Source organism: Pseudomonas sp. MCal1 (assembly GCF_026341415.1).
Taxonomy (GTDB): domain Bacteria; phylum Pseudomonadota; class Gammaproteobacteria; order Pseudomonadales; family Pseudomonadaceae; genus Aquipseudomonas.
Map to the genome: position 1 here is coordinate 398169 of NZ_JAKUMP010000003.1, position 13514 is coordinate 411682.

Annotated in this window: 13 protein-coding genes; 5 read left to right on the forward strand and 8 right to left on the reverse strand. The window is 61.0% G+C overall.

All coding sequences use genetic code 11. The annotated features are described in order from the left end of the window. The gene (locus MKZ87_RS07825) at positions 1 to 744 is read right to left on the reverse strand and encodes an SDR family NAD(P)-dependent oxidoreductase (protein WP_085700300.1); all 744 of its coding nucleotides are present in this window, start codon (positions 742 to 744) and stop codon (positions 1 to 3) included. 138 nt (positions 745 to 882) lie between these two features. Between MKZ87_RS07825 and MKZ87_RS07830 the strand changes: the two genes are divergently transcribed. Further along, the gene (locus MKZ87_RS07830; protein ID WP_170929769.1) at positions 883 to 1779 is read left to right on the forward strand and encodes an AraC family transcriptional regulator; all 897 of its coding nucleotides are present in this window, start codon (positions 883 to 885) and stop codon (positions 1777 to 1779) included. An 8-nt stretch (positions 1780 to 1787) separates the two neighbouring features. Here MKZ87_RS07830 and MKZ87_RS07835 read toward each other — a convergent pair whose 3' ends face one another. The 3 genes from MKZ87_RS07835 to MKZ87_RS07845 form a co-directional block, all read right to left on the reverse strand. After that, entirely contained in the window at positions 1788 to 2483 is a 696-nt protein-coding gene (locus MKZ87_RS07835) for a tRNA (adenine(22)-N(1))-methyltransferase (RefSeq protein WP_085700301.1), read from the reverse strand. A gap of 105 nt (positions 2484 to 2588) precedes the next feature. Beyond that, on the reverse strand, positions 2589 to 3185 hold the full coding sequence (locus tag MKZ87_RS07840; protein WP_234204972.1) for a LysE family translocator: 597 nt from the start codon (positions 3183 to 3185) through the stop codon (positions 2589 to 2591). A 51-nt stretch (positions 3186 to 3236) separates the two neighbouring features. After that, complete coding sequence (locus MKZ87_RS07845) at positions 3237 to 4073, reverse strand: AraC family transcriptional regulator (RefSeq protein WP_234204970.1); 837 nt, start codon at positions 4071 to 4073, stop codon at positions 3237 to 3239. Between the two features lie 167 nt (positions 4074 to 4240). On the opposite strand from MKZ87_RS07845, the gene MKZ87_RS07850 reads away from it, so the two are divergent. Both MKZ87_RS07850 and MKZ87_RS07855 read left to right on the forward strand, forming a co-directional pair. Continuing rightward, a complete protein-coding gene (locus MKZ87_RS07850) occupies positions 4241 to 4435 on the forward strand; it encodes a PLDc N-terminal domain-containing protein (RefSeq protein WP_007955366.1) in 195 nt (64 codons plus the stop codon). A 210-nt stretch (positions 4436 to 4645) separates the two neighbouring features. Further along, the gene (locus MKZ87_RS07855) at positions 4646 to 5710 is read left to right on the forward strand and encodes an alpha/beta fold hydrolase (RefSeq protein WP_085700304.1); all 1065 of its coding nucleotides are present in this window, start codon (positions 4646 to 4648) and stop codon (positions 5708 to 5710) included. A gap of 21 nt (positions 5711 to 5731) precedes the next feature. On the opposite strand, the gene MKZ87_RS07860 is transcribed toward MKZ87_RS07855, so the two are convergent. Then, the gene (locus MKZ87_RS07860) at positions 5732 to 6757 is read right to left on the reverse strand and encodes a GlxA family transcriptional regulator (protein WP_266200589.1); all 1026 of its coding nucleotides are present in this window, start codon (positions 6755 to 6757) and stop codon (positions 5732 to 5734) included. 464 nt (positions 6758 to 7221) lie between these two features. Between MKZ87_RS07860 and MKZ87_RS07865 the strand changes: the two genes are divergently transcribed. Beyond that, entirely contained in the window at positions 7222 to 8532 is a 1311-nt protein-coding gene (locus tag MKZ87_RS07865) for an MFS transporter (protein ID WP_234204968.1), read from the forward strand. A 60-nt stretch (positions 8533 to 8592) separates the two neighbouring features. Here MKZ87_RS07865 and MKZ87_RS07870 read toward each other — a convergent pair whose 3' ends face one another. Both MKZ87_RS07870 and MKZ87_RS07875 read right to left on the reverse strand, forming a co-directional pair. Further along, positions 8593 to 10581 (reverse strand): peptidase U32 family protein, encoded by a 1989-nt coding sequence (locus MKZ87_RS07870; RefSeq protein ID WP_085700417.1) that lies wholly within the window; start codon positions 10579 to 10581, stop codon positions 8593 to 8595. 124 nt (positions 10582 to 10705) lie between these two features. Then, complete coding sequence (locus MKZ87_RS07875) at positions 10706 to 11086, reverse strand: RidA family protein (protein ID WP_085703741.1); 381 nt, start codon at positions 11084 to 11086, stop codon at positions 10706 to 10708. Positions 11087 to 11581: 495 nt separating this feature from the next. On the opposite strand from MKZ87_RS07875, the gene MKZ87_RS07880 reads away from it, so the two are divergent. Further along, on the forward strand, positions 11582 to 11965 hold the full coding sequence (locus MKZ87_RS07880; protein WP_227235352.1) for a DUF6124 family protein: 384 nt from the start codon (positions 11582 to 11584) through the stop codon (positions 11963 to 11965). Between the two features lie 125 nt (positions 11966 to 12090). Here the strand turns inward: MKZ87_RS07880 and MKZ87_RS07885 are convergent, their stop codons facing one another. After that, on the reverse strand, positions 12091 to 13449 hold the full coding sequence (locus MKZ87_RS07885) for a hypothetical protein (RefSeq protein WP_085700308.1): 1359 nt from the start codon (positions 13447 to 13449) through the stop codon (positions 12091 to 12093). Positions 13450 to 13514 lie beyond the last annotated feature (65 nt).

Sequence of the window (13514 nt, forward strand, 5' to 3'; positions counted from 1 at the left end):
TCAAATGAAATAGCCGCCCGCGACTTCAATGGATTGGGCGTTGATCCAGCCGCCCTCCTCGGACAGCAACATGGCGATGACGCGCGCAACATCCTGCGGTTCGCCAACCCGGCCCAGAGCCGTTTGCGAGGCGAGCAATGCCTCGAATTCGTCGTTCAAACCACCGCCCAGCTCGGTTCGGATCGCTCCCGGCGAAACAGCGTTGGCCCGTATGCGCCGGTCCGCGAACTCCTTGGCCATGTAGCGGGTCAACACCTCCAGCCCGCCCTTGAACGCTGCATACGGCGCAACCCCGGCGGTAGCGACCCGGGTGGTGGCGCTGGTCAGGTTGACGATGCTGGCGCCCTCGCCCATCAGCGGCAACAAGGTTTGCGTGAGGAAAAACGGGCCTTTGAGATGAACGTTCAACAAACCGTCGAACTGCGCCTCGGTGACGGCTGCCAGCGGATTGAACAAGCCATGGCCCGCGTTGTTGACCAGTCCAGCCAGCGTAGCCACGCCCCAGAGGCTGTCGAGGTTATGTCGCACGGCCTCACGGAAACGGTCGAATTGACTGACATCCGCAACGTCCAGCTCAAGCGCCACGGCTGTGCCGCCCGACGTCTGAATCCGTTGCACAACAGCAGCGGCCGCATCGGCATTGCTCTTGTAGGTCAGGATGACGCCCATCCCGATGCGGGCACAGTGTTCGGCGGTACTTGCGCCAATGCCACGACTGCCACCGGTAATCACGATAACGCTCATGCGTTGCTCCAATGTCTCTGTGGTGAGTGACCACAGTAGCCATCGGCTTCGAGGTGAGCGCAGCCGTTCCTCTTCGAAACCTGCCTGTTTCTGCTTTTTGCTTGCGCGGGAGTGATCGCGTAGGTTCAGATGCCGGGCATGAATAATCAACTGACAGAACTTCGCGCCCTGGCGCAACACGCCGAAAACCGCCGCACGGAGACGGGTATCCCGCGCGTAGCCATGGTTCAGGGTGAAATCCCCGAGCACATGCTGGCCGCCGTTTACGAACCGATGATCAACCTGATTCTGCAGGGCAGCAAATCCATGACCATCGCCGACCGCACGCTTCACTACGACCCGGCGACCTACTTCGTGATGTCCATCGATCTGCCGGCAGTGGGACAGGTTCACCCCTCAGCGAGCGGCGAGCCTTACCTGGCGGTCAGCCTGACGCTGGATCCGGTGGTGCTGACGACCCTGCTGGCCGACTTGCCCAAACCGCTCGGGCAACATGAACAGGACAGCGGGTTTTCGGTCGCTGCTGTCACGCCTGAGTTGATGGATGCGTGGGTGCGCATGTTGCGCCTTATGGGGAGGCCGGAGGAGATCGCGGCCCTCGCGCCGGTCTACGAACGGGAAATTCTGTATCGCGTCCTGCAAGGCCCCCACGGCTGGATGCTGCGCGACATTGCGGCCCCCGACAGCGCCATGGCCCGCGTCAACCTGGCCATTCAGCACATTCGTCAGGACTTTGCCGAACCGATTCGCGTGGACGCATTGGCGCAGCTTGCGTCGATGAGCGTGTCAGCCTTTCATCGACATTTCAAAGCCGTTACGGCGCTGAGCCCGTTGCAGTATCAGAAGCGTGTTCGCCTGCTTCAGGCCCGGACGCTGATGGTGGCCAATGCCAGCAGCGTCACCCGCGCAGCGTTCGAAGTCGGTTATGAAAGCGCTACGCAATTCAGCCGCGATTACGCACGGGTGTTCGGCTTGCCGCCCTCGCGGGATGCGACGCGGATTCTCGCAGAGACCCGAAGCAGCGCGCAGCACTGATCACCCCTTCACGCCAGCACGCCAGTAATCCAGCGCACTTGCTGCTTCAGATCCTGCACCTTGCGCTCGCACACCCCATGCCGTGCCCGCCCGAAATGAGCCAGCGTCTGCTGCTTGTGCCGCAGCCGGTGCTGCCATTTGCTGACAAACGCCGGACTGCGCGCCTGCAATTGCAATGGCCCGAAGAACAACTCCTCGGCGGTGTAGCTCACCGGCCCGCCCCGCTCGGCCACGATGATTTCGTAGTCGAAGCGGTTCTCCCGCAGGATTTCCTCGAAGAGGATTCGGTAGCCGTTGTCCATCAGCCATTGTCGCAGCGGTTGTTCGCCGCCGTTGGGTTGCAGGATCAGGCGCTCGCGGCCGCTCAGGCGCGCCTTGCCGGCTTCGAGAATGTCGCGGATGGTCTCGCCACCCATGCCGCACACGGTGATCGCCGTGATCCCGTCGACCGGCTCGACAGCCATCAAGCCATTGGCCAGGCGAACGGTGATCTGCTGCTCAAGGTCGTTTTCGCGCACGGTGCGTTGCGCCGAACGGAACGGCGTCTCGGCCATCTCGCCCGCCACCGCCGCCGCGATCGCACCACGGCGCATCAGGGCCACCGGCAAGTAACCGTGATCCGAGCCGATATCGGCCAGCCGCGCACCAGCGGGCACGTGTGCCGCCACCTGCTCCAGGCGCATGGACAATGTCTGTTCGTTCAACCGCAACCCCTTTCACTCTGAACGCCCGGCACTGGTGGCCGGATCGGGGCGCGATTCTGGGGGGCAACGGCTGGCAATTCAAATTTATGTGACCAATCGCGACGGCTACACCAACACCGTCAACCAAGCCGACAGCAACAACAAAAACGCCAGCCCGGCGTTCATGCGCCTGAATGCCCGTGGCGAGCCAAAGAACCGTGCGCTGCCCACACCCAGCAGCGCCCACGCCGTCATGCATGGCAGACTGACCAGCAGAAACGCCAGCGACAACAGCACCATCCGGGCGCTGTCCTCGCTGCCACCGGCAAACACGCTCACCACCGCCACGGCCATCATCCACACCTTGGGGTTGATCAGTTGCAGGCCGGCGGCGCCGAACACGCTGAAGCCGCCATCACCCGTTGTCGCCGAGTCCAGCGACGGCGGCGTGCTGCGAAAGATCTGCCACGCCAGCCAGCTCAACCACAACACGCCGGCCCAGGCCATCGCCTGCTGCACACGGGGATAGCGCAGCAAGGTTTCCCCCACGCCGAGGCCGACCACCAATACCACCAGCGCCGCCGACACACATGCGCCGAAGATGATCGGCACGGTGGCCGTCAGACCGCGCCGCGAGCTGTGGCTCATCACCAGAATATTGGTCGGCCCCGGGGTGATCGAGGCGACGAAGGAAAACATCAGAAAAGGCAACAACGATTCCATGACAGGACTCCCGAATCAGAACAGGAAATCATGGTCGCGGTTGCGCGGGGTTCAGTCTGGAAGGTTTGAGCAGCGCTTGCGGTAATCCGCCGGCGTCAGGTGATAGGCACGGCGAAACCAGCGCCCCAGATGGCTCTGATCGGCGAAACCGAGGGCGCTGGCGACGCTGGCGGGTGTTTCGCCGCGCGCCAGCAACTGGCGGGCGCGGGCCAGGCGCAACTGAATCAGATAGGCATGTGGCGCCAACCCGAAAGCAGCCTTGAACGCACGGGTCAGTCGAAAGCGATCAATCCCGCAGGCCTGGGCCACGTCGTCCAGCCCGATGTCCTCAAAGGCGTGCGCATGCAGATAGTCCCGCGCCACTTGGGCCACTCGTGGCAGGCGCGGATCGAAAGGCTGGTGCTTTCGCCAGTCGAGGTGGGACGTCAGCGAACCGAGCAAGGTGTCGATGGCGGTCTGGCGCACGATGCGCAAATCGCCCTGATGCAGGGCGTTGAAGGCCTGGTTGATGGCGGTGGACAGGCGCGGATCCTGACTCAGAGTGTCGGTGAACCCGAGCTGGCTGTTGTCGGGCGCATGCTCGAACAGCACGCGCAATTCGCGCTCCAGCCAATGTGGATCGAGGTAGAGCATGGAATAGGTGAAACCCTCCTCCGTCGGCGCATGCCCGTCGTGGATCTCCCCCGGTTCCAGCATGAAAATCTTGCCCGGCGTACTCAGATGCCGCACGCGCCGGCAATGAAACTGCTGCACGCCCTGCTCGGTGACGCCCACCAGAAAGCTGTCATGCCAGTGCGGATCGTAGGCATGGCCCTGGAAATGGGCACGAATCGACTCGATACCGGTGTCGGCATCCTGAGACAGTTCGATCCAGTTGCGTTTGTCCACGCCAGGCTCCGAAAGCAGTGGTTGTTCGTCAAAGGCGTCTACGTTACCGCGACTTTGCCGGTGGGTTTAGAACATTTGTGCACGTGCGCCAGGCAGACCATCAAGCAAATTTAATGAACCCTGAGTGGTATGCCCCGCCTAAGCCAATGACCATCAGGAGGTAGCCCATGCAACTTGAAACCACGTGGATCGTACTGGCCGTCGTTCTTTTGCTCATCGAATTGTGGGCGATCAACAGGGTGCGCAAGAGTGAGGGGAAAGCCAGCAACAAAGGTGTCTGGATCGTATTGATCGTGTTTGTGCCACTGTTCGGGCTGATCGCCTGGGCGCTGGCCGGACCCAAGCACGTCACTCAGGCCTGAAGCCCAAGGCAAGCAAGAGCCCCGAACATTCGGGGCTTTTTGTTGGCCACGGGTTTGTATCGCAGTGTGTACGAACGCCTCCCGGATACATGCCCGCGCATCAGCCAACAAAAACGGAAACAGCCCGGATACGCGACCAGCCTTTAATGGACTCCAGATTCGAAGGGTTCAGCCAGAACCCGGCCCTCGCCGATCATAAGGAGACTTGCCATGAAGCACGCACCACTCGCCACCGTCACCACCGGGAAAAACCGTCGCCGCCTGCTGGGCCTGTCGATGCTCGCCACCGCGCTGCTGCAGTTCGGCGCGCTCGCCCAGGCACAAACCGCAGCGCCCGAGCCGGTCAAGACCGAAGCCGCCAGCGTCAAGGCCGACCTGCCCTTCGGCCCGCTGAAACATGTAAAGGCCGGCCTGCTGGACGTGGCCTACGCCGAAACCGGCCCGGCCAATGGCCCGGTGGTGATTCTGCTGCACGGCTGGCCGTATGACATCCACAGCTACGATGACGTGGCGCCGCTGCTGGCGGCCAAGGGTTATCGGGTGTTGATGCCGTACGCCCGGGGTTATGGCGACACGCATTTCCTGTCCGACAAGACCGTGCGCAACGGTCAGCCGGCGGCGCTGGCCAGTGACGTGATCGATTTCATGGATGCCCTGAAAATCAAACAAGCCGTGCTCGGCGGCTACGACTGGGGCGCGCGTTCGGCGGACATCGTTTCGGCGCTGTGGCCTGAGCGGGTGAAAGCGCTGGTCTCGGTCAGCGGTTACCTGATCGGCAACCAGGCCGCCGGCAAGAACCCGCTGCCGCCCAAGGCCGAACTGCAATGGTGGTATCAGTTCTACTTCGCCACTGATCGCGGTGAAGCAGGCTACGCCAAGAACACCCATGATTTCGCCAAGCTGATCTGGCAACTGGCGTCACCGAAATGGGCGTTCGACGACGCCACCTTCGACCGCAGCGCCAAGGCCTTGCGGAACCCGGATCACGTCGCGATCACCGTGTTCAACTACCGTTGGCGCCTGGGCCTGGTGCAGGGTGAAAGCCAGTACGATGCGCTGGAACAGAAACTCGCCACCGCACCGTCGATCAGCGTGCCGACCATCGCCCTAGAAGGCGATGCCAACGGCGCGCCGCACCCGGCCCCCGAGGACTATGCCAAACGCTTCACCGGCAAATATCAGTTCCGCCTGATCAACGGCGGCATCGGTCACAACCTGCCGCAGGAAGACCCGAAAGCCTTCGCTCAGGCGATCATCGACGCCGATCACCTCTGAAGCGGCACGCCGAACGGCTCGTCATTTGACGAGCCGTTTTTCTTTGGACGGGCGATAACCGAAGTAAGCGCTGTAGCACTTGCTGAAATGACTCGGTGACACGAATCCGCAGGCCACCAGCACGTCCACCTGGGAAAGCTCGGTGTGTTGCAACAGACGCCGGGCCTCGGTGATACGCAGTTCCATGTAATAACGCTGCGGCGTGGTGCCCAGTTGTTCCTTGAACAAGCGCTCCAACTGACGCCGGGAGCGTCCGGCGTACACCGCCAGTTGCTCCAGCTCCAGCGGTTCTTCGAGATTGGCGTCCATCAGCTTCACCACTTCACGCAGCGGCGCGCTGACACTGATGTTTTCGGTCGGTTTGATCCGCCGGTAACGCGATTCCTCGAACGCCAGAATGTCTTCGATGCCTTCGACCAGCGCCTTGTCGTGCAGGCCCTTGATCCAGTCCAGGGCCATGTGGAACGCGCCGGACGGACTGGATGCGGTCAACCGGTCGCGGTCGATCACGTAAGGTTCGCTGCTGACCTGGGTCGCCTTGGAAATCTCCGCCAATGCCGGCCGATGCTCCGGGTGAATCGCACAGCGATAACCTTCCAGCACCCCAGCCCGGCCCAGGAACCACGCGCCGTTCCACAACCCGGCCAGCATCACGCCGGCCTCGGCGGCCATTTTCAGCAGGTTGATGAACTCGTCGCTCGCCTTCAATTCCGTGCGGTAACCGCCGCAGATCACCAGCAGATCCAGTTCCTGCAACACGCTGGTTTCCAGACGCGCGTCAGGGCGGATCACCAGCCCCAGATCACTGATCACTTCGCCGTCGTTCAGGCCGAAGGTGCGCGTGGAAAACAGACCGGGGCGCAGCAGATTGGCGGTGACAAGGGTGTCCAGCGCCTGAGTGAAGGCCGGCAGGGAAAAATGCTCCAGCAACACGAACCCGGTGCGGGTCATGTGTCCCGGCCCGCTGGCGGGCTCGTTCAGGTAGCGAAGGTTCTTGCCCTTCATGCCACCGCTGAATTGGCGTCGTTCGATCAAGGTGTGGCCCATCGGTTTCATTGTTGTAGCGCCATGCTAACTGGCGCCGCAGCAAATTACTCGCAAACGACGCAAGCACCACAAGGTAGATCGTTCCCACGCTCCGCGTGGGAATGCCTCCATGGACGCTCTGCGTCCGCCGTTGGAAGGGACGCGGAGCGTCCCGGGCTGCATTCCCACGCGGAGCGTGGGAACGATCATCACCCAGCCCTGCCGGGCTGCGTCCCAACGTCGCAGGGCCAGCATCTTGGCAAACGCCAGACAACGCTTAAAATCGCGCCTCCTCTTGCAGTCGCCCGACCGGCGCCTGCCCGCAGCCATGACAACCCTCAGGTTTGAACAGCCGGCCACTTTCACGAAGTGCGCCAGGCTCAATCGTCCTGCCCGTTCGGCGGTCGTTTGTCTTCAACACACTTCGGCTTGGCACTCGCATGCGCAGAGGCGCACGTTCCGCTGTTCGATCACTTGAGGTTTTTATGACACCGCGTTTGCTGGCCATGGCGCTGGCGCCCCTGCTCGGGCTATTCATTGTTGCTTTGGGCAACGGCTTTCTGTCTTCCTTGACCACCCTGCGCCTGGGCGCGGCCGGCGAATCGGCGACGATGATCGGCATCGTGTCCTCGGCCTATTTCATCGGCCTGACCCTCGGCGCGATCTTCAACGACCGCCTGATCCTGCGCATCGGCCACATCCGCGCCTACAGCAGCTTCGCCTCGCTGATCGCCGCGACCATCCTGCTGCAAGGGCTGTTTTATGACACCTGGGGCTGGGTCGTCCTGCGTCTGATCAACGGCTGGGCCACGGTCGGCGTGTTTCTGGTGATCGAGAGCTGGCTGCTGCTGGCCGGTGACGCGAAGATTCGCGGCCGTCTGCTGGCGCTGTACATGATCGTCCTCTACGGCGCCGGGGTGCTGGGGCAGGCGTTTTTGGGGAAAATCACCGGTCTGGGCGATACCGCGCCGTTCATGGTCGCCGGCATGCTGGCGACCTTGTCGGTGTTGCCGATCGTGATCCTGCCGCGCGTTTCTCCGTTGCTGGAACAGGTCGAACCGCTCAAGCCACGGGCACTGCTGGGCGTATCGCCAACCGGTCTGGTCGGCTGCTTCGGCTCCGGTGTGACCATCGCGGCTATCTACACTCTGCTGCCGCTGTACTTGCAACGCATCGGCCTGAACGTCGGCGAAGTCGGCAGCATGATGGCCTGGACGATCCTCGGCGCGATGCTGCTGCAATACCCGGTCGGGCGCTGGTCCGACCGCAAGGATCGCCTGCAAGTGCTGACCGTGCTGTGTGCCGCGTGTACCGTGCTGTCGTTGGTGATCGTGCTGGTGCCGCTGTCCTCGGCCCTGCTTGCGGCAATGTTGTTCCTGCTGGGTGGCGGCGTGTTCGCGTTGTACCCGGTTGCGGTCAGTCACGCGGCCGACCGCGCGCCGGTCGAAACGTTGGTGCCGATGATTCAGGGCATGCTGCTGATCAACTCGCTGGGCTCGGCGATGAGCCCGCTGCTGATCTCGCCAGCGATGAACGCCCACGGCGAAACCGGGCTGTTCTGGGCCTTTGCGCTGGTCAACCTGGCCATGGTGACGTTCTTCTTCTGGCGCCGTGGCAAGCGTCCGGTGCCGGCCAACCCGGCGCCGTTTGCGGCGGCAGCAACGTTCTCGCCAACTGGCGCCGAGCTGCGGGTGACCGAAGACTTGCGTCAAGCGGCACAGGACCATCCGCCGATGGTCGATGCGTTGAGTGGCGAAGCAGCGCCGCCAACGGGATCGCGCTACGAAGCCAGTTGAGTTTCTGGCAGGCATAAAAAAACCGGTGACTTTCGTCACCGGTTTTTTATTGCCAGCTAATCAGTGCGGAGCCCGAGGAATGGTCTTCATCAGGTCCTCAGGGCTGATATGTCCCACCACACTGCCCGGCTGCGGCATGTTCAGGATGTGGCCCTTCATCTTGCCGATCACGTGCATCTCGCACGGTTTGCAGTCGAACTTCAGGGTCAGCACTTCATCGCCATGAATCAGCTGCATTGGCGCGACTTTGGTTTTCACGCCGGTCACGCCTTTGGCCTGTTTCGGGCACAGGTTGAAGGAGAACCGCAGGCAGTGCTTGGTGATCATCACCGGCACTTCGCCCGCCTCTTCGTGGGCCTCGTATGCCGCGTCGATCAGCTTCACGCCGTGACGGTGGTAGAAGTCGCGAGCCTTCTGGTTGTAGACGTTGGCCAGGAACGACAGATGCGCCTCCGGGTACACCGGTGGTGGCGTGGTCTCGGCCTTGCGCGAACCGCGCGGATGGGCGGCAACGCGGGCGGCGGTCAGCGCTTCGATCACTTCACGGCGCAACGACTTGAGCTGCGAGTTCGGGATGAAGAACGCTTGCGGCGCATCCAGTTTGATCGAGGTCGCGTGGTACTCGGTGGTGCCGAGCTGGCCGAGCAGATCGTGCAAGGTCTCCAGCGCCTGTTCCGGTTTGTTGGCGACGCCGAACGGGCCGTCCAGCGCGACGCTGGCGCTGATGCCCTCTTCGCTGGTCACGGTCAGTTCCAGACGCTCTTCACGCAGCTTCGCCAGCCAGCTGACGCCGATACGACGCTCGGCGGAGGTCTTGAGCAAGGCCTGCTGCCAGTTGTGATCGAGGTTGCGGTTCAGCGGGTGGTTCGGGCGCAGCTTGTACAGGCCTTCCGGCATTTCGTTCGGCTCGACGCGGTAGCGGTAGCGCTTCTCGCCTTCTTCCTCGAACTCGCCCTTGGCTTCGGCGATGTTGGCGCGGAAACCCACCACTTCGCGCTTGACCAGCACATTGAGACCGTCGCCGTTGGACAGCGGCTCGTGGGTGATGACCTGCATGTCACGCTTGCCGACTTTCTCGACCGTGCCCACCGCCAGACCGGTGAAGGTCGGCGAATCGAACGCGCCGATGTCGATCTTGCGCTCGCTGACAAAGTAGTCGGTGCTGCCACGGTGGAAGGTCTTTTCCGGGTCCGGCAGGAAGAAATGTGCGGTGCGGCCGCTGGAAGCACGGGCCAGATCCGGACGGTCGTTGAGCACGTCGTCGAGGCGCTGGCGGTAATAGGCGGTGATGTTCTTCACATAGCCCATGTCCTTGTAGCGACCTTCGATCTTGAACGAACGCACACCGGCCTCGACCAGCGCGCGGATGTTGGCGCTCTGGTTGTTGTCCTTCATCGACAGCAGATGTTTTTCGTAGGCGATCACGCCACCCTTTTCGTCTTTCAGGGTGTACGGCAGACGGCAGGCCTGGGAGCAGTCGCCACGGTTGGCACTGCGCCCGGTCTGCGCATGGGAAATGTTGCACTGACCGGAGAACGCCACGCACAACGCGCCGTGAATGAAGAACTCGATGGCGGCATCGGTTTCATCGGCAATTGCGCGGATTTCCTTGAGGTTCAGTTCACGGGCCAGTACCAGCTGCGAGAAACCGGCCTGATCGAGGAACTTCGCCCGCTCAAGGGTGCGGATGTCGGTCTGGGTGCTGGCGTGCAGCTCGATGGGCGGAATGTCCAGTTCCATCACGCCCAGATCCTGGACGATCAGCGCATCGACGCCGGCGTCGTACAACTGATGGATCAGCTTGCGCGCCGGCTCCAGTTCGTTGTCGTGCAGGATGGTGTTGAGGGTGGTGAAGATGCGCGCGTGATAGCGACGGGCAAATTCCACCAGTTCGGCGATTTCGCTCACCTCGTTGCACGCGTTGTGGCGCGCCCCGAAGCTCGGGCCGCCGATGTACACCGCGTCGGCGCCATGCAGGATGGCCTCACGGGCGATGGCCACGTCACGGGCGGGGCTGAGCAGTTCCAGGTGATGTTTGGGCAAGGACATATAGTTTTTAGTCAGGCTGTCACGGTCGAGGCGCGCATTGTAGCCGCGAAACGCGTGGCCGGCACGCCTGTGCTGCCGGGTGGCAGCCCTGCTCACGGCAGAGCTGCCCTACCGAACCGCAAACTCAGGCCTTGGCGGCCATCGCGGTGACTTCCACCTTCATCCCTTCAACCGCCAGCGCCGCCACGCCAACCGCTGCGCGCACCGGCCATGGCCTGGCGAAGTAGCGCTTGTACACCTCGTTGAAGGCTGCGCGATCAGCCATGTCGGTCAGGTAGATGGTCAGGTGCAGCACGCGGTCCATCGAACTCCCGGCCTTTTCCAGTGCGACTTTCAGCGCCTGCAACGTGCATTCGCTCTGCGCGGTGACGTCGCCCAGTTCCAGGCTGCCGTCGGCGCGGGTCGGAATCTGGGTCGACATCAGGATGCCGTTGAATTCGGTCACGTCCGAAGAGATCGAGTCTGCATCCGGGTCCGGGGTGTAGGTGATGTCTTGGTTGGCCATGGGAAAGTCCTTCGCTGGCAGTGAGGGCGGCGCCATCGCGCGCCGTTTCGGGCGGCCAGTTTACAGACACGGCGGCGGGTTTGAAGCCATGGCGGTTTTCGGGGTGGGTTCTGACGGATGTTTCAGTGTGTTTTGTGGGCCGCCAAACACGTTTCGATGCGTGTGTTTAAAGACACCTGGAGTTACGCGCAATTGCCCACAAATCCTTGCGCCAGAGCCTACGGCTACGCCAGAATCCGCCGGCTTGTGCGCCTTGGGGTCGGCCGGTAACTTGGATCGGGTCACTGATTCGCAGTGATCGGGTTTAGCAGCCCGGCTCATCTACCACGGTTGCACATCTCACCTTGTCAGGTTTTCGCCTGCATTTTGCGGTGGCTGTGCGCATGGCACCTTCGGGTGCGCCGGGTTTGGTGATGACCGGTCTGCTAACTTGCGCACAGCTGCCACCTTCCGTTTAGCAGCGAGACGGTTGCATCCTCAATGAGGCACATCACCATGTTTAAAGTAACGCCAAATCCTCCGGTCACCGAACCGGCCAGCATCACCGACCCGACTTCCCCCTACGAATGCCCTGACTCCAAGAAATTCAACGAAGCCGCCAACCGCGCCCTCGACTATCACCTAGGCCCGATATCAGCCCAAATGATGGCCGCGCCCTACTACCCCAACCGCCTCTACCAGGCCAACCCGGCCAGCAACAACGAATCCCTGCTCGCCGACGCCGTCGAAACGCTGGGTTCGGCCAACGTCATGCTCAACAACTTCGTCGACCTCCTCGAAGGCCCCCACCGCAAGACCGCACAGGGCATCGCGCAGATCGTGATGCTTGCGGAACTGGCGGTGAATCAGGTGTTGGATAACGTTGTGCCAACGGAGTAAGTCGCAGCGGCGAAGATGCTCTTTGCTATCACACAACATCAAAAGGGGACGATTAAATAAATCTGTCCCCTTTTGATTCAACTTCAGCCTTCAGGCAAAACGACGGCGGGATTCACTTCAAGGCGTCAGGCGCGGTAACACAACAGCACACCACCACTGATGTATGGCCAAGATTCGGCGTCCGTCCACAATGCACCGCACACAAAAATACGATCTGTTCCTTTCATCGACATGCCGCTGATAGATTCTATGAACAAATCGTCATCAAACACGGCAAAACCTGTACCGTTGAACGTAGTATCCGGAGAACCGTCAGAAAGATAACGCGCGGTTAGGATACTTAACTCTTTTGTGACAAAACCGTTGCCGGTAAAGCCGGAGACGACGATTGATCCATTGGCCTGTGTCACGCAATGCTCCCAACTGAGCCCCGCCGATACAAAATCGGCAAATAGCGGCTTTCCGTTATTAAATGGGAGGTTGTAGGACCCCGTAGAGTTCAGAGCGACTATCAGGCCTTTCCAAGGCTCACCTCTCGCCATTTTTGCTGAGCCTACCGCAATAACTCTGCCATCACTTTCCCGGACCGTCATAGCCCTCAACCTAATCAAAGACGGACTGAAAACGGTGACAGCAAGCCCCCCATTAAAGTCGGGATCGACCCTGCCAGTGGCAGTGAGACGGGTCACATAGGCAGTTTGACCGTCATTGGAATAGAAACTCCCACAAACCAGTATCCGCCCGTCCGCCTGTAATTCGATGCCATCGCTAGAACTATACTCGAATGCAAAGCCTTCAAGTTCAATGAGCGCAGCGCCTGTGCCGTTGAACGTCTCATCGGGAGAGCCGTCCGGGTGACGCCGCAGAACGATGCCTTTCGGTATTCCGAATTCATCTATGGCATTGCCGAGCAGCAGGATCTTGCCATCAGCCTGTACGCTCGCTGAAGTTGAACTGGCAAAAGAAGACTGCTCGGCATCATCTGCCTCTTTATTATCGCGAGGAGTCCCCTTCGCCATTACTCCTTTGTACCCGGAGCTGCCGAAATCCTCGTAGGGAATGTAGAGAATGCCGGTTTCATTCAAGGACGTGTCCAATCGACCATCCGGGAGATGGCGCATGATCAACAGGCCGCCTGAGGTGTCTGTGATAGCTTGACCAACAATCAGGCATCCGCCATTGACCGCCGGGCTGATACCGAAAACGCTCAGATCCTGAACGGTATCGAGCGGCACAAGCACAAAACCGTGTTTATTTGCACCAAACTCCTTATCCAGCGATCCGTCCGCGTTCAGACGCGCCACCGCGTAGCCAGCATTGATTCCACTCAACGGGATGACAGTGAGCAGTTTCCCTTGAGGCAGAGCCAATACAGCGCTCGGTTCGATACCAGAAATTTCAGGAATAGGAAATTCAAGAATGCCGGTTTTATTGAAAGCTGGATCCAGAGTGCCTGGACTGGTGATTCCTTGTTGTTGTCCCATTATCTTGCTCCATCAAGTCATCCATTAATGCATTAAAGGGGACAGATTTATTTTCTGCGCACCCA

Bases quoted from the DNA above. Each gene is read 5' to 3' on its own strand.
- MKZ87_RS07830 (WP_170929769.1), top strand. From the start codon at position 883: ATGAATAATCAACTGACAGAACTTCGCGCCCTGGCGCAACACGCCGAA.
- MKZ87_RS07865 (WP_234204968.1), top strand. From the start codon at position 7,222: ATGACACCGCGTTTGCTGGCCATGGCGCTGGCGCCCCTGCTCGGGCTA.
- MKZ87_RS07850 (WP_007955366.1), top strand. From the start codon at position 4,241: ATGCAACTTGAAACCACGTGGATCGTACTGGCCGTCGTTCTTTTGCTC.
- MKZ87_RS07825 (WP_085700300.1), bottom strand. From the start codon at position 744: ATGAGCGTTATCGTGATTACCGGTGGCAGTCGTGGCATTGGCGCAAGT.
- MKZ87_RS07870 (WP_085700417.1), bottom strand. From the start codon at position 10,581: ATGTCCTTGCCCAAACATCACCTGGAACTGCTCAGCCCCGCCCGTGAC.
- MKZ87_RS07875 (WP_085703741.1), bottom strand. From the start codon at position 11,086: ATGGCCAACCAAGACATCACCTACACCCCGGACCCGGATGCAGACTCG.
- MKZ87_RS07855 (WP_085700304.1), top strand. From the start codon at position 4,646: ATGAAGCACGCACCACTCGCCACCGTCACCACCGGGAAAAACCGTCGC.
- MKZ87_RS07880 (WP_227235352.1), top strand. From the start codon at position 11,582: ATGTTTAAAGTAACGCCAAATCCTCCGGTCACCGAACCGGCCAGCATC.
- MKZ87_RS07840 (WP_234204972.1), bottom strand. From the start codon at position 3,185: ATGGAATCGTTGTTGCCTTTTCTGATGTTTTCCTTCGTCGCCTCGATC.
- MKZ87_RS07860 (WP_266200589.1), bottom strand. From the start codon at position 6,757: ATGGGCCACACCTTGATCGAACGACGCCAATTCAGCGGTGGCATGAAG.
- MKZ87_RS07885 (WP_085700308.1), bottom strand. From the start codon at position 13,449: ATGGGACAACAACAAGGAATCACCAGTCCAGGCACTCTGGATCCAGCT.